This window comes from Rhizobium sp. BK112 (genome assembly GCF_014193215.1).
GTDB classification, from domain to species: domain Bacteria; phylum Pseudomonadota; class Alphaproteobacteria; order Rhizobiales; family Rhizobiaceae; genus Rhizobium; species Rhizobium anhuiense.
In genome coordinates this window covers 1,053,185-1,069,580 of record NZ_JACHYZ010000001.1, presented here as the reverse complement: position 1 = coordinate 1,069,580, position 16,396 = coordinate 1,053,185, and the positions used below count along the sequence as shown (strand labels likewise).

17 protein-coding genes and 1 pseudogene are annotated in these 16,396 nt (G+C 54.6%); 10 read left to right on the top strand and 8 right to left on the bottom strand.

The window, feature by feature from the left end:
• Positions 1 to 322, top strand: a pseudogene (locus FHT75_RS05215) (hypothetical protein); the annotation flags it as partial.
• Positions 323 to 380: 58 nt separating this feature from the next.
• A complete protein-coding gene (locus tag FHT75_RS05210) occupies positions 381 to 674 on the top strand; it encodes a hypothetical protein (RefSeq protein ID WP_183844966.1) in 294 nt (97 codons plus the stop codon).
• Between the two features lie 111 nt (positions 675 to 785).
• On the opposite strand, the gene FHT75_RS05205 is transcribed toward FHT75_RS05210, so the two are convergent.
• Together FHT75_RS05205 and FHT75_RS05200 are read right to left on the bottom strand one after the other, a co-directional pair.
• Positions 786 to 1,130 carry an antibiotic biosynthesis monooxygenase family protein gene (locus tag FHT75_RS05205; protein ID WP_183844965.1) on the bottom strand — a complete coding sequence of 115 codons (345 nt, stop codon included), beginning with the start codon at positions 1,128 to 1,130 and terminating at the stop codon, positions 786 to 788.
• 170 nt (positions 1,131 to 1,300) lie between these two features.
• Positions 1,301 to 2,314 carry a serine hydrolase domain-containing protein gene (locus tag FHT75_RS05200; protein ID WP_183844964.1) on the bottom strand — a complete coding sequence of 338 codons (1,014 nt, stop codon included), beginning with the start codon at positions 2,312 to 2,314 and terminating at the stop codon, positions 1,301 to 1,303.
• Between the two features lie 581 nt (positions 2,315 to 2,895).
• Between FHT75_RS05200 and FHT75_RS05195 the strand changes: the two genes are divergently transcribed.
• Both FHT75_RS05195 and FHT75_RS05190 read left to right on the top strand, forming a co-directional pair.
• Positions 2,896 to 3,618, top strand: coding sequence for a phosphotransferase (locus FHT75_RS05195; RefSeq protein ID WP_183844963.1), 723 nt, complete (start codon positions 2,896 to 2,898; stop codon positions 3,616 to 3,618).
• A 178-nt stretch (positions 3,619 to 3,796) separates the two neighbouring features.
• On the top strand, positions 3,797 to 4,393 hold the full coding sequence (locus tag FHT75_RS05190; RefSeq protein ID WP_183844962.1) for a hypothetical protein: 597 nt from the start codon (positions 3,797 to 3,799) through the stop codon (positions 4,391 to 4,393).
• Positions 4,394 to 4,615: 222 nt separating this feature from the next.
• Here the strand turns inward: FHT75_RS05190 and FHT75_RS05185 are convergent, their stop codons facing one another.
• The 4 genes from FHT75_RS05185 to FHT75_RS05170 form a co-directional block, all read right to left on the bottom strand.
• Positions 4,616 to 5,146: a hypothetical protein gene (locus FHT75_RS05185; protein ID WP_183844961.1), complete on the bottom strand. Its 531-nt coding sequence runs from the start codon at positions 5,144 to 5,146 to the stop codon at positions 4,616 to 4,618.
• A 202-nt stretch (positions 5,147 to 5,348) separates the two neighbouring features.
• The gene (locus FHT75_RS05180) at positions 5,349 to 5,816 is read right to left on the bottom strand and encodes a GNAT family N-acetyltransferase (protein ID WP_183845015.1); all 468 of its coding nucleotides are present in this window, start codon (positions 5,814 to 5,816) and stop codon (positions 5,349 to 5,351) included.
• Between the two features lie 10 nt (positions 5,817 to 5,826).
• Positions 5,827 to 6,840, bottom strand: coding sequence for a serine hydrolase domain-containing protein (locus tag FHT75_RS05175; protein WP_183844960.1), 1,014 nt, complete (start codon positions 6,838 to 6,840; stop codon positions 5,827 to 5,829).
• A 663-nt stretch (positions 6,841 to 7,503) separates the two neighbouring features.
• Complete coding sequence (locus tag FHT75_RS05170) at positions 7,504 to 7,692, bottom strand: hypothetical protein (protein ID WP_183844959.1); 189 nt, start codon at positions 7,690 to 7,692, stop codon at positions 7,504 to 7,506.
• A 145-nt stretch (positions 7,693 to 7,837) separates the two neighbouring features.
• Between FHT75_RS05170 and FHT75_RS05165 the strand changes: the two genes are divergently transcribed.
• From FHT75_RS05165 to FHT75_RS05135, 6 genes are all read left to right on the top strand, one after another.
• Positions 7,838 to 8,776 (top strand): phosphotransferase family protein, encoded by a 939-nt coding sequence (locus FHT75_RS05165; protein ID WP_183844958.1) that lies wholly within the window; start codon positions 7,838 to 7,840, stop codon positions 8,774 to 8,776.
• Positions 8,777 to 8,826: 50 nt separating this feature from the next.
• On the top strand, positions 8,827 to 9,654 hold the full coding sequence (locus FHT75_RS05160) for a nucleotidyltransferase domain-containing protein (RefSeq protein ID WP_183844957.1): 828 nt from the start codon (positions 8,827 to 8,829) through the stop codon (positions 9,652 to 9,654).
• A gap of 234 nt (positions 9,655 to 9,888) precedes the next feature.
• Positions 9,889 to 10,992: a hypothetical protein gene (locus tag FHT75_RS05155; RefSeq protein ID WP_183844956.1), complete on the top strand. Its 1,104-nt coding sequence runs from the start codon at positions 9,889 to 9,891 to the stop codon at positions 10,990 to 10,992.
• A 27-nt stretch (positions 10,993 to 11,019) separates the two neighbouring features.
• Positions 11,020 to 12,654, top strand: coding sequence for a right-handed parallel beta-helix repeat-containing protein (locus tag FHT75_RS05150; protein ID WP_183844955.1), 1,635 nt, complete (start codon positions 11,020 to 11,022; stop codon positions 12,652 to 12,654).
• Positions 12,651 to 13,856, top strand: a complete 1,206-nt coding sequence (locus FHT75_RS05145) for a serine hydrolase domain-containing protein (protein WP_183844954.1) — start codon at positions 12,651 to 12,653, stop codon at positions 13,854 to 13,856. Before FHT75_RS05150 ends, FHT75_RS05145 begins: the two co-directional genes overlap by 4 nt.
• A 593-nt stretch (positions 13,857 to 14,449) precedes the next feature.
• On the top strand, positions 14,450 to 14,800 hold the full coding sequence (locus FHT75_RS05135; protein ID WP_183844953.1) for a hypothetical protein: 351 nt from the start codon (positions 14,450 to 14,452) through the stop codon (positions 14,798 to 14,800).
• 290 nt (positions 14,801 to 15,090) lie between these two features.
• Here the strand turns inward: FHT75_RS05135 and FHT75_RS35745 are convergent, their stop codons facing one another.
• Together FHT75_RS35745 and FHT75_RS05125 are read right to left on the bottom strand one after the other, a co-directional pair.
• Positions 15,091 to 15,357 (bottom strand): hypothetical protein, encoded by a 267-nt coding sequence (locus tag FHT75_RS35745; protein WP_246712924.1) that lies wholly within the window; start codon positions 15,355 to 15,357, stop codon positions 15,091 to 15,093.
• A 220-nt stretch (positions 15,358 to 15,577) separates the two neighbouring features.
• Entirely contained in the window at positions 15,578 to 16,198 is a 621-nt protein-coding gene (locus tag FHT75_RS05125; RefSeq protein ID WP_183844951.1) for a hypothetical protein, read from the bottom strand.
• Between the last annotated feature and the right edge of the window lie 198 nt (positions 16,199 to 16,396).

Here is a 16,396-nt window from a genome sequence, read left to right as displayed (position 1 = left end):
GGCGGCATCATCTCGGAATCAGGGGGCGACTATTTCTCGGAATTGGGGGGCGAGATCATTTCGGAATCAGGGGGCGGATTGCCTCGGAATTTGCATGCACATCCACTGCGATCTTGAAGAGAACATCCGCCGCATCGAGACAGCCGGGCGAGCTGCGAAAAGGAAGCCACGCGATGCTGAAATGGCAAGGAGAAACCACGCCCAGGGTAAAGTCCTTGCAGGCATCGACGAGACCAACCTGCTGCGGCTTGATGTTACGGATTTGTCCCCGGCGGAAGCAGCGACCAAAATTGCAGAATGGACCCAAAAATCTCGGCGATAGTCGCTCCCCAAGGTATGCGTTCTGATGGAAGAAGAGACTAGAACATATCGGAGTCGCCGTGTTCACATTGATCGTTGACTACGCCGTCGCACCTGACGGTGGCTCGCTTGCCCTGTCTGTTGAACGACTTGACGGAAAAACGGAGTGCTTCGTCATCAACCGCTCCTTCGCTTCTCGCGGAACCCCCGAGTACAACGTAGTCAGATCGACTCTCCGTTCCCTCTCTCAAAACGAATGCGAGGAAATTGCGAACCATTTGGACAGGCTAGCTGTCGAGGCGACTTCAATCGATCTAGTCGCTGATTTCATCAAGACCTTAAAAGCTCAGTCGTCGAAAGGGCAGAACATCTAGCTGGAGGACGAATAGCGGAGACCGCTGAGCCACTCGTCTCGCATTGCAGTCGGAGAATGGCGACGCTTGAACTTGAGGCTTGACGCCAGGCCTGGATATAGTGGGCAAAGATCATTGCCGATTGACCACGTCCGCGTCGAATCCATAGGCTCTTTGAACCAGCGCAACGCGGATTTCATAACGCGTATACCAGTCTGTCTTGCCCCGACGTTGCGCCTCGACGTGATCGAGAACCGCTTTCCATGCCCGGATGCTTTCCTCGTCCTTCCAATAAGAATTGATGATGCCGAAACCGTCAGCACGGCGGACGCTTTCGAAACCCAGAAAGCCGGGCTGTTGCTTTGCCAATTCCACCATCGCAGCGCCGACGTCCCCATAGCCGTCATCGACCTCAGTTCGTTGCGATGAGAAGCAGACGACGTAATAGGGTGGTGCAGGTAATGTAGCGATAGACATTCCAACCTCTCGTTGCTGATGCACCCGGACCATTGCACCACGCGTCTTGACGTCAATCCCCTACGTCGTGCATCGGGGAGCGGATAGTCTCAAGGTCCTGTCGATGAAAGGTATTCCAGGCATAGCTTCGGAGCTACTTCCAATAAGGTCGTGGCTTTCACGAGTGGGAACTAAACGCTGTCGCGGTTTGGGCAAGCCGCGAGGGCGAGCCTTAGAATTTCCCCCATTCGAACATGGCTTACGCCATTGCCAACCTTTGATGACGGCGCTGATCTGTGCACTACGACGAGATCAAGCTTAGGTAACACGATGACATACTGCCCTCCCCATCCGCTGGCGTAAAACATGGATGCGTGAGTGGCCATGCTGTCACCGGAAGCGTTCGCCGCCGTAGCCCACCACAGGTAACCGTAACCATGCCCGGCTCCGACCTGGGAATGCGGCAGCGTGCTGTCGCGAACCCAGCTTTCAGGTACGAGCTGTTTGGTTCCCCAACGTCCCTGACGCAGATAAAGCAGACCAACCCGAGCAAGATCACGGGCCGACATGCGAATTTTATATACTGGGTGCGACGACTCCGGACCATGCTGAAACCATCCATCGCCTGGCTCGCAATCCTGCATGCCAAGTGGAATGACGAGCCGCGACACAAGTCCGTCGAATACGTTTTGACCTGTCGTGCGCTCGACTATCGTGCCGAGGACATTGAAGTCCCAGTTATTGTAGAACCAATGGGACCCGGGCGGATAGCTGCCTCGCGGCGGCCGACCGGCCTCGGTATTGTAGACCGACGGTAGATAGATGCCTGACCGCGCCATCAGGAGGTCCATGACCGTTGCTTTTCGCTCGGCTGGTGTCAAAGGCTCATTATCATCAATGTCCAGCTCAGCGAGCGTCGCACTGGGGTCGATCCTGCCCTCGGCAACGTAAACTCCGTAGAGGACGTTGATCAGGCTCTTTCGCACAGATGCGATGCTCGATTTGATAGCGATATCGCCCCATTGGAAAACCAGGTGCCCTGACTGGACGATCATGAATGCCGTCGAGCGCCCGTTCGCTAGCTCAAGGGCGAGAGCGGCAAGACCTTCCGATGACCAGCCTTGACTTGCCGCTGGCAACTGGTGCCATTCGTTGTCGGGAATAACGTGATTTTTCGCAGCCAATAGGACGTCGTTCGAAGTCATGGTTCCTCCGAAGCACTTTAGGCGGGCCTTGGTGGCGTTGAGGACCAACCGATGCTATCTCTACGCCAGCAAGGAATTTCTCATCGACAACGATGGTCCCGATGCTTTCATATCTGATTCTCTTTCTCGTTATGATACTCGGCGGCATAGTCGGTTATGTTGGTCCCAAAAGGTATTTGGAGCCAGGAAACTTGAGTCGTCGTGCTGAAAATGCGCATAAAACGGCTTTCCAAGTTGTATCGAAGAAAACAGCAAGACGACGAGCGCTAATCGTTTGGGGTCTCCTGATCGCCTTGATCGCGGACATATCGCTTTTAGGGTGGCTGCTCTGGGCAGCGCCATAATTGTGTTCCGGTAAACCCCAACGCGCAGAGGGCTGACATTGTCAGTCTCAACTTTGATCGATTGGATGAGCAGTGCTTTTAGGCGTTATCGTCTCCGCCCGCTGGGGCCTGGATTTTAAGTAATCGCCATATGTTGGGGGCCGCTCCGGTTTGACGACGCGCTCCGCCGAGAGGCACACCGAACATCTGTCTTGGGTAGCCGCGATCATTCCCGAGATAAACAAATCCGGGTTTCCCATGAATGACAAAGAGATACCAATGACCGGTGGGCGGATCACAGCGGGTGTGGTCCAACTTGGCGATACCATCAGAAGACCGATCACGACGGATCGGTCGCACGTACATACCCTGCTCCTCCATCTCGAACAGCAGCAATTTTCCGGGGTGCCCCGCTTCCTGGGGATTGACGAGCGTAACCGGGAAGTTCTTAGCTTCCTCCCCGGAAGTGTTCCCTTGGATTTGGACCACTTCGATGATGAACAACTCTCGGCCGCCGCAGCACTGTTGCGACGTTTTCACGATGCGGCAGCGAGTATGGTCCGAGACGAAGGCGGTGGGGCCGAAGTGATTTGCCACAATGACTGGGGACCACCCAACGCCGTGTTCGTTGACGGCTTGCCCACGGGCATCATTGATTTCGATACTATCGCACCCGGTCTTCGTCTTTGGGATTTGGGTTACTCGGCCTTCACCTGGCTCGATCTCGGCAATCCGGACTATACGGGCGACGAACAAATTCGACGGCTGTTCGTGTTTGCGAAGGGATACGGAATGAAGCAGTGCTCCGCTGCCGCAATCGCCACCTACGCTGTCGCTCGACAGACGGCGCTGGCGGTATCGGGAAAAACACAAGGGAATGCCGAAACGGCCGCCTGGGCGGAATCGGCCGCAATGTGGACCGTCCTTAACGTGACCGAGCGATTGGCACCCACCGGCTACGGACTGACAGCGCGGGTCTAGCCAGTTTCCGGCACTTTTAAACCACTAGCAGCACTCTATCTGAGGATTTCCTTCTGGAAATGGCTCCGCGAATGCATGGCAAACGCCACCGGCCGTGCAGCACTATGGCAACCAGCCGAGAGTGGTCATTCACTGCGAATATTAGTTGCCAATTGATCGCGATTTTGGAGGTCAGAGAATGCAGCAACAGCACTTGGGGATTTTGATTGGTGGTAGTTCGCATGTTGGAAAATCCACACTGGCAAAGAGCTTGGCTGTCTCGCTTGGTAGGGAACTCATTTCCACCGACAAATTGGGCCGCCACCCCGGTAGACCGTGGCCGACGCTCCGTCCCCAGGTAGCTGAATATTATTCACGTCTCTCCGACGATACAGTGCATTGGTTTTTGAAGGTTCATCACGAGAATATGTGGCCGTACATATGTCAGATTATCGAAAATCAGAGGCAGCTTTTGAAGCCCTTCATACTTGAAGGGTCAGCACTACGGCCAGAATATATGACGAAACTCGATCCAAACCTCGTCAGAGCTGTCTTTCTGTACGCAGAAGACGACTTCTTACGTGCCCGCATGATGGAAGAAGCTGGCTACAAGGACGCCACTCAATCAGCCGCTTTGGTCATCGAGAAATTTGTGGAGCGTTCGATCCGCGACAAGAGGGAAATGTTAGAGGCAGCGCGAGACGCCAAACTTCAGTGTGTTGATGTAGCTTACCCCGAAGCCCTTGAAGCCTTGATGAAGGAACTCGCTGCTGCCTACTCGGTGGCCAATGAGTGATGACTGCTTAAGGCTGATAGCGGTAGATCAACCTTGGTTGGAAAGCGCCCACAGCAGCCCCAGCCCCTAAATTAAATGTGGAATACTTTCTTTCGCAGACATCTGTCGCGAAACTCCGACTTTTGCGAGCGAGCCTTGCTCTTGGAAAATCGGTGATCCCGGTTCTGCCGCGAAAATTAGGATTTACCCGACAGCGCTATGTCGTACTTTGACGGATAACGGTCATTCAGCCTCAGAACGTGCAGCGTAGTCTGCGATCCACATTTGCTCGCACCACGCCTTCTCACCAAACTGCATGAGTTCTAACCTGGCGGTCGCGGACGTCAAAGTCTTAGCCCACGGAAGAAAGCGATTCTCGATATGATCCGCTATTCGATCAAGCTTTTGACAGACTGATCGTTCATCAGCGCTCTCCCAATGCAAGCGCTCGTAATCATAATTCAGATTTTGAGGTCGATAGACTAATTCCTTACCGGCATCTTCGAGCGGCTTGAACTTATAGGGATAATCGAAAACTTCGGTGGGAAACTTACGTGGAATCTGTTCGGTCCTATCCCGCAGAAACGAGTGCCGAAAACAGAGAATATGCGAGATTGCCCCTGAAGCGCTCATCCGGCCACCCAGCCTGACGAGCGCAATTGTAAAGTGCTTCGTCTCGAAGTACAGCGTCTTGCCCTTCGAGACGAAGCCAAGCCGAGCTAAGCGGCCAGCCACGCGCTCATTAAAGAGCATATCGAAACTCTCTTTATCCATGATAGCTCGGTAGCATAAGCGTTCTGATGGAAGAAGAGAATAAAACAGATCGGAGTCGCTGTGTTCACATTGATCGTTGACTACGCCGTCGCACCTGACGGCGGCTCGCTTGCCCTGTCTGTTGAACGACTTGACGGGAAAACGGAGTGCTTCGTCATCAACCGCTCCTTCGCTTCTCGCGGGACGCCCGAACATAACGCAGTCAAATCAAACCTCCGTTCCCTCTTTGCAGAACAAAGCCGCATTTCTCGTAGACCCGGATCGCGCGAGTGTTGTACGCAAGCACTCTTGTCCCTATGCGGTGCAGTCGCAGATGCGTGAAGGCATGGTCCAGGACAAGACGAATGGATTCGCCTCCAAGCCCTTTGCCCAGCAATTGAGGATCGAAAATGCCAACGGCCATGGTCGCGCGGCGGTCATGGGGATCAAGGTTGTCCAGCCGTATTTCCCCTACCAGCCGACCGTGAACGTCAATGACCCAAGCAGTCGGATTTCCGATCAGTTTTTGGAGCCACTGACTAGCTCCCTCTCTGGTCAGAGGCCTCACGTCGCTTCGACTGACCCCGAACATTTCAATGATTTCGGCGTGGTTCCCCAGAGATAGACGGGCGTCAACGTCTGCGGAAGACGCGGGGCGTAGCTCGACATTCCTACTAGTCAAGTTCACCATGCCCGCACCATCATCCATTTCCGAAATGCTCTGATCGCCCCACGGCCGCGAGCGCTTTGCGTATGATCTCCCCCATTCTCGCATGGTTCACGCCGTGATCGACCCGCGCCGATTTATGCACGACGACGATATCGAGCGCGGGCAAGACGATGATGTACTGCCCGCCGAATCCGCTGGCGTAAAACATGGGCACATCGGTGCTGATGCTGTCGCCAGGAGCGTTTGCGGCGGCAGTTACCCAGAGATAGCCGTATCCCTTTCCTTCCCCGATTTCCGAATGGGGTTGAGTGCTTTCTTGAACCCACTTCTCGGGCACGAGTTGCGTTTCGCCCCAGCGCCCGCCTCGAAGATAGAGTAGTCCGACACGGGCAAGGTCGCGGGTCGACATGCGGATTTTGTAGACAGGGTGCCGAGATTCCGGGCCGTAGTGAAAATGGCCGTCGTCCTTCATGAAGTCCTGCATCGAAAGAGGTCCCGCGACGCGTGATGCGAACGCCTCGAATACCGTTTGTCCCGTTTGACGCTCCAGGATGGTTCCAAGGACATTGAAGTCCCAGTTGTTGTAAAACCAATGGGTCCCCGGCTTGTGACTTCCTCTCGGCGGGCGTCCTTTGTCGGTATCGTATACTGAGGGCAGATAGACACCTGATTTGGCCTTCAAGAGGTCCAGCACCGTCGCGGTCTTCTCGATTGCAGTCAGAGGCGTAACGTCATCGATCTCCAAATCTGCCAACGTATCGTTCGGATTTATCCTGCCTTGTGCAATGTAAATTCCGTACAGGATGTTGATCAGGCTCTTCCGCACGGATGCCACGCTGGATTTGCAGGCAACGTCACCCCATTGGAAGACGATGCGGCCCGCGTCGATGATCATGAGGGATGTCGAGCGGCCGTCCGCCAAATCTTGGGCAAGGTTAGCAAGGTGCGCTGTTGACCAGCCAGCGTCCTCCGGCATCACCTCGTCCCATTCGGCACCCGGAACGATCCTGTCGTTCTCAGCGAAAGAAAGTTTGTTGCCGGTCATGGGTTCTCCGTAAGCGACATCGCGCCCACACGTTGTTGATTTATTTAACGGATATTTATGACGCAGCCCAGAGCACACGCTCTGGGTAATCTGCCGAAGCACGTATGAGTGGGGCTTTGCTAGTAACCGCGCGGCAGAGGGTCACTTGTATTTGCGCCGAACTCTCCGCAATAAGCTTTTCGCGCATTCAGCTCTGGGATGTATTCGCCTGCTGAATTGTCATGGCACTTTGAGATCATATCGTTCGCCGCTAATCCCGACCAAATGAACAATACTGCAATTGCGACTAATGCCGATAATGTTATGCCGCCAACGATTCTGAAGGTCCGCATTGCCGCATCTCCGAGATGCAAAAAGCCATATGATTTTGCACCGTGTGCCGCAAGTCCATCCTATCCGAGTCTACCTGGGAATGCTGCTCGCCGTTCTTTCAGTTTGAAAACAGGATGCTCTCTTTGCGCCCTCACGTCTGAAGACGGAGCCCGGGCAGCAATTCTCGTCGTGGCTTGGATCGTGCTGCTAATGATTTGGACAATTAGATCACGCTTTTCAAACCTTCGGTCTCGCCTCCCTGATCCCCATGAGGACTCCAACGAGCCGCACGACAACAACGTCACTCCATGAGCAATAATGGACCGGTCCACGTCGACGTATCGGACTTGGCTACGGAAGGACGCCAAGGAGATAGATTATCCGCCAGCCCATAAGACCTGCGCAAAGCCCGACGATAGCGCCGACAGGCATGAACATGAGCACGCCGAGCATCCCCGCTAGTTGATAACCCAACCAGCCGCCAATGATCAGCCCCATGGTGCTCAGTAAGGTGGTTATCGCCTTGTGCAGTCTGGTCATGCGGTAAACCTAGACATGGGAATGGCCATGCTCAAGGCAAGCCGCCGGAAGTAGCGATCCGCTGCAGCGCCGATACCGGTCATTGCGGTCGTCGCGAACCGGGGTATTCTGGGATGTCATAGAAGTCAGATACGGACGGACCTGCATGACCGCACCGACCGAGCAACTTGCGGCCGACATCGCCGCCGAAGTAACCGGCCAAACGCCATCAGGCATTCGCCGGTTTACAACGGGTACCAGCCACTATGTCTTCGAGGCACTGTTCGCCAACCGACTGCCCGTAGTCGTACGAATTGGCGACCAGTCGGCTCGAACGGAAATGGAGGGGGCAGTTCACCTTTCGGGCCTGCTGAGGCCGCAAGGTGTGCCACTTCCCGAGATTTTAGCAGAGAACGCCCATGGTGAAGTTCCCTGGCTGGTCCTGCAGCGGCTGCCTGGAACGGACCTTGGCATCGTCATCGCAAATCTTACGACAGCGCAGCTGGAGCGAATTGCAATTAGCGTCTCTCGCGCACAAACTATCACAGCGAGAACGGCTTCAGCAGGTCGCTATGGCTATGCGATTCAACCGGAGCAAGCACCATACTCCAGTTGGTCCCAAGTGTTGGAATCTAGTCTCAATCGCTCTCGACAGAGAATCATGTCCGCCTGCTTATTTGATCCGTCGATGGTTGACGTCGTTCGGCCAGTGTTAAGCGATCACCGGGACCAGATAGACCGGATCGAGCCGATTCCCTTTCTACATGATACGACAACCAAGAATGTCATCGTGACACAGGATGGAAGTTTCTCCGGCATCGTCGATGTAGACAATTTGTGCTTCGGCGATCCAAGATATCCCGCCGCGCTGACTCTCGCCGTTTTGTTGGCCTATGGTGGCCCAACCGAATACGTGTCGGCTTGGCTGCGACATGCTGAGCAGCCGGACGACCCAGTCTTCAGGCTTTATGTGTCCCTTTTCCTTTTGGACCTGATGGCCGAGCACGGTCAGGTATTCAACGGGAACGAGCGCACATCCGCCCCGGAAGAGCGGGCTTCGCTTCGGCAGGCGTTTAAAGATACCGTTCAATTTGCCTGGCGATAAGTCGGGAAAACGAGGTTGCTTAATCTGGAGTTTTACGAAGAGACGGCGGGATGGACCAAACAAAGTTCATAGAATTCGTAGCTGCGAAACTTAGTGATGAGACGACAGTTCGGGGTCTTTTCCTTGGTGGTAGTTTTGGTCGAGGCACGCCCGATAGCCACAGCGACGTTGATCTGATCGCGCTTGTCGAGCCCGACCACCAAGATCAAGCGATTGCCACGTGGCGCAGTCTCTTGGAGGGTATCTCGCCCGTTGTTTTCTGGAATCAGCGTGGACAAGGGCAGGTCCTGCTAAATGCGATCACTGAGGACTGGCTGCGGTGCGATCTGTCTATTATGCCGCCTTCGGCCTTCATTGATCGCACCCAGGAAACAGTAAAGCCTCTGATTGACAGAGACGGCTTTTACAACGTTTTGCCAGAAGCCATGCCCGCAAAAGGCCCCGATCCCGCCAAGGTAAAATACCTGATCAATGAATTTATCCGCGTCCTTGGCCTGCTTCGGGTCGTCGTCGGCAGGGGTGAGTATCTTACAGCTGTCACCGGAATTGGCCTGCTACGAGACCATTTTATGAACTTGATGCTGGAAGAGGTGAATGTCCCTGATCGTGGCGGAGCGCTACACTTAAGCAAGGTGCTCCCTGAAGCCGATATGGACCTGCTGTTGTCTCTGCCGTTCCCCAAGCCAAAAAGAGAAGAAGTCATAGACGCCAATTTCGATATTGCTCGGCATTTCCTGCCACGGGCTTATGAATTGGCGGCGAAGCTCAATCTGCCTTGGCCGGACAATTTCGAGAAGGCTACGCTGCGGGTTCTGGCGACCAGCTTAGGCCCCTCACCCGACTGGTATGCGCTATCGCGAAACTCTGCGACGGACTGATGGTAAGCGAAAACGCTTCAGGATGCTTGTCGCAAAGCTCCCTCGACCGGAAACAATGCGCATGGATCAATTCGAACTTGCCTCTTCAGATGAGGTTGCTGCCGAGCCGCAAAGAACCAGAAAGGATGCACTTCAGTAGTATTGATCTTGTAAATTCTAGCTAACCGTGTAGTCTTCGGGAGCTTAAATGATACTTCGCATCCGCATTTCCTAAACTTGAGGGGGTTTATTGAAATGGACCGCTTGCGTACGCTTTTGCTGTCTTCCGCTATGCTACTCGCGACCAATTCCTGGGCCGCAGACGTCAAGATCGTTTCCTGGAACATCGCTGCGTCGCCTTACGAACAGGTTCTGGCCCGGGCGAGCGACTACAAGAAGATGGCCGACACCCTGTCGCCTGACGTGATCGTTATGATCGAGCTGACGGGACGTGCCGATCTGAAGGCCATTGCCGACGCCATCGGGTGGCCGACCTTCTATGCAACGGTTTCCGATGGCCAAGTCCAGGGCGACGAAATCCATGCAAGCCTGGAGGTCGGCGTCCTTTCGAAGATACCGATCACTTCCGTGATCGAGTTCGATCCCAAACCGGAGGGGCACACCCATCAGGTATTCACGAACGCCAAGCCAGATGGCGACAGCTCAATTCCGGTAAAGGAGATGCCGTTGAAGGGCATCGACATGATGGGGTTGGCGGCGACTGATCGCGGGACCCTTCGCGTCGATCTTGCAAATGGCCTGACCGTCTTCCCGGTTCACCTGAAATCGAACTCGAATGACGCTTGCTTCGCTGCGGACGATGCAATCAAGGGCTTGAAAAAGCTCGGCCTGCCTACCGTCCCTACCCTCCAAAGCATTCTGGACAACGGTTCAGACGTGAAGGCTAAGGCGGACAAAGACAACGCCTTCAAACGCGAACGAGTGATAGCGGCAACCAAAACCGTCGCGGACCAAGCTGTTACTGATGGCCGCACGGTGCTGATCGCTGGGGACTGGAACACGTCCTTCGAACCCGGCAAGTTCGGCCGTTCTTTTGACGACTGTCAGTTGGCGGCCTTCTCCTGCGCGAAAGCTCCCTTCCCTGCCAGCAGCTGCACAGGCGATGGTTTTGACGACACCTTTGCGGTCATGACGGTGCCGTTGTCGGGTAGTGAGAAGTGGACGATGCTGACGAAAGACCTTGGTCGGACATTCAAAGATACCGACTTTGCGGACAAGGCGATTGACCACATGACCGCGCCGGTTGGTCAAGCGGCATCTTTCGCCGTCCCCAAGGTGGCACCCGACACTTTCGGCTCCGATCACTTCCCAATCTTCACCGTCTGGGCGGCTCCTTAATCAGCCAGGCGAATGGAGATATTGGGCATGGGAAGAATACGCGACGCACGTCCCGAAACCGTGCATAGGAAAGTTCGACAGCTCTCCCCTGGAGATCGTCTACGGCTGACGACAGGTGAATACAATCAGCCTATCGTTCTGTCAGCGCTCGCCGGGAGCGAAGTCGATCCGATCACCATCTGCGGCTCTGGCGCGGTGCTCGGGTCTGGCCTCACCTTCAGGGAATACAGGAAGACCGGTAACGAGCTGGCGGCTGCTCAGGAGGCCGGAGGGCGCTTTCCGGGTCTCTACTACCTTGCTGACAACGCAGCTCTGGTCCTGAAGAATTGCCAATGGATCAACATCGAGAAATTGGTCTTTGAAGGCTGCTGGCCAACGGCGGTCTACCTTGAAAACTGCCAGCACATCACGCTGCGAGGCCTCAAGATCAGTGGAGGCACATTCGCCATCGGTGCCACCGGCATTACAACGCGTCACATTCTTATTGAGGACTGCGATTGGGTGCAGGACCCAAGCGGTAATGGATGGGAGATATGCGAGGCCCTTCGCGACGGACGAACTATCGAGAAGGAGCTTGACGGCAAGCAATCCGAGCTTTGGCGGGACGTAGATTGGATTCAAGTGCATGGTGAACGGCCGGAGACTGGAAAGTCCGTTAGCATCGAGGAAGACGCGCGAGCATACGATGGCGACTTCTTCCGTGCCTGGAATATTGAGGGCTATGTCGTCATCAAAAACAACATCATCGCTGACGCCTTCAACGGCATTCATTTCTTCAACCAGGTGGCCGAGTCGATTGTCGAAAGCTGCTCGCGCAACGTCCTAATCGAGAATAACTGGTTCATCCGCATTCGCGACAATGCCATCGAGCCGGAGCACTTTGCCTGGAATTGGACGATCCGCCACAACATGATCGTCGACTGTTATATTCCGTTCTCGATGCAAATGGCGCGATCCGGCTATTTCTACGTTTACGGAAATGTCGGATGGAATCTCCGAAAACCCGGTCCCGACGAGGACACGCACACGAGGGGGCAGTTCTTCAAATTCCCGACTGAGCACGTCGCCGACGGCCCCCACTACGTCTTCAACAACAGCTGGGTTCTTCGTGCACCGCTAGCGAAGAAGATGCGCTTCGCGAATTTTGTGCACGTCAACAATGCAATCGATTATTACGAAACCGATCCGTCCGTGACGGCACCATTTGGCAAGAATTTCGACGATCCCGCTCCAGCCGGATCACAGAAGGAAGAAACCCTAAAATTTGAGGGTGAACACTTCACGAGGGAATGGCAACACCTTGGGATCAAATTCGATGGCGACGTGATCAATCATCCATCGTTTCCCGGCATATTGCGGGACGCCGGTTTCCCAATCGGTGCTGATGCCAAAGGCCGATCCCCCAACTTCGCAAATAGGGTGCCGGGGCTTTCACGGGGTTTGATGACTGATAGCTGGGTCGACGCCGTTGCCCTCACCGTGCTGCGGCCGGATGGCACGACGGCAACGGCAGTCGATGGCACGAGGCATCAGGTGGGTGCTTGGCAGAGAAACAATCTCATCAGGATGGAAGACCCGCTGTTCTGGTTGTACTGGCCTGGCCGCAAGACCGATCCCTCGCCAAACTCACAAGAACCCGATCATGCACAGGAGATTTCGTGAACTTTTGGTTCCGCACCATTCTCGCAATTGCGCTCTCAACACTTGTTTCGTTTTCGAGCCCAACTGCGAAGGAGCTTATCAAAAATCTTCCCATTCATCCGCCCTCCTCTCACTCATCCATCGAACCACTCCAGAACGTTCCGAGTGGAATTCGGGTGTTTTGTACAATCGAGACGCGATGTGACCTCGACGAGTTCGTGCGGAAGACCGGCGTGTGCGCTTTGTTCGTTATCAAAGGCCACACCACCCGCATCGAGGAATACAATGGCACGGATACGTGTGAACTAGGCAAGAACGGCCCTTATAAGGACTACGGCATCGCATCGATGGCGAAATCACTGACATCGACGCTCGTCGGCCAGGTTCTGGCTGAGCGATATCATCTTCAAACGCGCGAGCAATTCGAGCGCATAATGACCCGAAAGCTGGGAAGCTTTCTCACCCTTCCGCACAGAATGAAGCTCGCGGATGGATACGCAAAAGTCTCGATGGATGATCTGCTGTCGATGCGCTCGAATATCCAGTGGCGTGAGTCCGGCTCCCCTTGGCTGCTTTCGGATGAAGTCTATTACCAGGACCAGGTTCGAGTCCCGCCCCGTAAACAGAACCTTATCGGCTTCGCGTCACGCTATAGGTTGGCCCGTCAGCCGCGCAGCCAGTTCAACTACTCAGCTTTTGATGTAGCGATGGCTATTGCCGTGGTCAAAGATTTATCCCCCGCGCGACCTCCGCTGAAGCAGTTTGAAAGGGGCATATGGGCAATGATAGGTGCGGCTCACGAGGCCAGCTGGAATGTCGACATCGATGGTGATCCGTCCGGTCCCTGCTGTTTCAGAGCCAGGATAGATGATCTCGCGCGTTTCGGGAGGTTTGCGTTGGAAAAGGGTCAGGGCAGAGGCGTCCCCGCCGCCTGGTTCGATCTCGCGACCGCGCCACTAAAGGGCCGCTTTGATGGGCTGGACAAAGAAAGCGATCATGCTGATCCGAGCTGTGAGCTTGGATACGGCTACTACTGGTGGCTACGACGCAACCGGCCCGATTATTTCGCTTTCGGACGCTTTGGCCAATTCATTCACGTATACCCGGAAGATGACGTCGTAATCGTGCAGCTCTCAGACTGGCGAACTGTTCCTGCGGACAAGCACATTAGATGTATCACGCTCAAAAGCCACGATGCGATAGTCCGGAGGCTGCGAAACTGAGTGACAGCATACGTGCTATACGATCCACGAGCCTGTCAGAAATGGCTCGACAACTCAGGGCAAAACACTGAGCCGTCACTCGGCTCGATGCACTCTGTGTCGCGAAGGCCCGCAGGGGCATCTTGTCAGTTGGTTTTCGCTCCTGTCACCTTCATCAACGCCGTTATCTCTTGAACATCATCTTCCGACAATCCACCGGTTGCGTTGCCCACGCGCGTTTGATTTACCCCCACCCGACTATCTCAACCGCCTCGACTTCATCCTATGGGAGCATCAGCATGCCAAGCCTCGCCCAAATGACCGGATCATTGCGTATTCATCAGTTCTATATCGGCAAGTTGAAAGCTAAACAGGAACAGCTTTTTGACAGCGATCCCGAATAGGCGATGCCTCTCGACCATGTGGCTGCCGTTCTGTCCGAGCACGCTGAAGTGTTGGCTGGCGACATCGCTGACATGGAATGCGATGATTGATAGCGCGTGGCAGCCATTGAGCTATTCGGTCTCTTAGATAGAATTCTATGGACAGAGGTCTGAGCGCGAAAGGCCAGAGCCTCGTCCTGCGCCGCAACACGCCGGAAGAATCAATTTTCGATGATCAAGCCTGAACTCGCATTCGCCATCATATTTACGAGCAACTTCGCAGCTCCGCTCGTGGCTTTTATCGCTGGGCGCACATGGCCACGTTGCGGGAAGACATTGCATTTTTTGGCGGTGATCTGGATCGTCCTGTCGGTATACGTATGCGACAGAGTGACGTTCACGCCAGATATCACCACTGTGGACGACTCTTATGAGCCAGGCGAAGTAAGTCAGTTTGTATTCGTCGCCGCCGTTTTATTGCAGCAGCTAATCATTCTAGCGGCCTATCCAGCTTGGTATGCGTGCCGCGCATTTGTTAAGCGGCAGCGGGCGTCTCCAAGAGAAGCAGGACCGTTCGTGTGATAACATGTACGATGTCGACGGTGGTGTGGTGGCTTCGGTCGCAACGGATGCGGTCGTTCCGAGCATCGCTCATAAGTAAGCGACATCGCGCCTCACAGCGCCCACACGTTGGTTGATTTATTTGATGGTTATTTATGACGCAGCCCAGTGCGCACGCTCTGGGCTATCTGCCGAAGCACATCAACAGGCTCAAACAGTTCCGGCGCGTGGCCACCCGATACGACATAACCATTCGGCATTTTTCGCCTTGGCCACCGCTAAAATATGGTTGCCATACTTGTCAACAGGACCTAGAGCGCAATGATACCACGTCCCCGAAGCCCGTTGAGAGTGTTTAGCAGCGCTCCATCTTGCGGCCCCTCTTCCAGATGGCGGTCAATGATCTCAACCGTCCGGAAGACGACTTCGACCGTGACGTCATTGAAAGTGATGATCCAGTGCCGTGCTTTGAAGCGGTGCCATCTGGCGGTCTCCGCGCCACCGATCACCTCACTAAAGGTTCCCGGATTGACCGGATATCTAGAATCTCGTCGGCCATCAATACTGACGGGGGTCATTCGGAAATCGAGAACCCGTGCGAATCTGAGAACGACATTGCCGCCCTTCGGACCTGCCGATGGCTCGTAGCACACCAAAGCGTCTTGCCCGTCATAAAACACCGCAGGGTTTTGGACCCTTCCTATCTCGGGAAAGGGCTCTTGTGGAGTTGATATGTGCATGCTTCTTCTCAACTTCAGGAAACGTCGAACTGCGTATTCGAAACTTTGTCAACAGGACCTAGTACGGCGGGTTTTGCATCGTCGCAAAGTTAAAAGTATCAACCATGGTAGCAATGGGGTCTGGGAAATACCGATAAGTTGCAAGGCGCTTTCCATGCACAATATAGTCTTTTTGCTCGACGTCTCCCATCACAATCAGCGAAACCGTCACCCTGGAAGTTCCAAGCATCTTGAGGGCAACGACTCTTTCCTGTGGGTTCGCGCATTGCTCCCCGACGTCACACAGCCTGCCAATCAATCTCATTTGAGCGAAAGGCTCGAAACCTGAGAAAGACGAACCGCCTATGAACTGGACCTTGTCCTTGAAGACCGACCATTCTGTTCCGGCAGTAATCTTGGCAAACATCGCGGCGGCATTTTTGTAGGTGAAGTCCTTTGCAACGAAAGGCGCGACCGAAGAGATCAAAAGCGTGACATGCTTTTCGCCAATCCAGCAGTCAATCCACAGATGGCTGTCGTCAGGCGCGTTGCGCTCGATGTCGCGACCTTTACAGGCGGGGTCGGCTGCCATGCTGGTATTGGCTGGCCCCCTAACCAGCCACATGGCTGCGGATGATCTCTCAGCGGAGACAGCCCAAAGCGTCGCAAGGAAAATGATTGCAGTAAAAAATCTTGGCATCAAATTTCCTATTCGGGTCCGTTGTGAAACTTGTCTAGCGGAGATTGCGAAGCAAGCTTTCCTAAGCAGATAGAACCTGTCTGTTTTCGCCAGCGGAAGACGTTCCAGGGCTGGTGGTATGCGGCACCGACCCGTGAAACTAATCTGGCCAGGTCTCAGCGGCACCTCAAGCACCTTCCGAAGTCTCATTCATGGCCG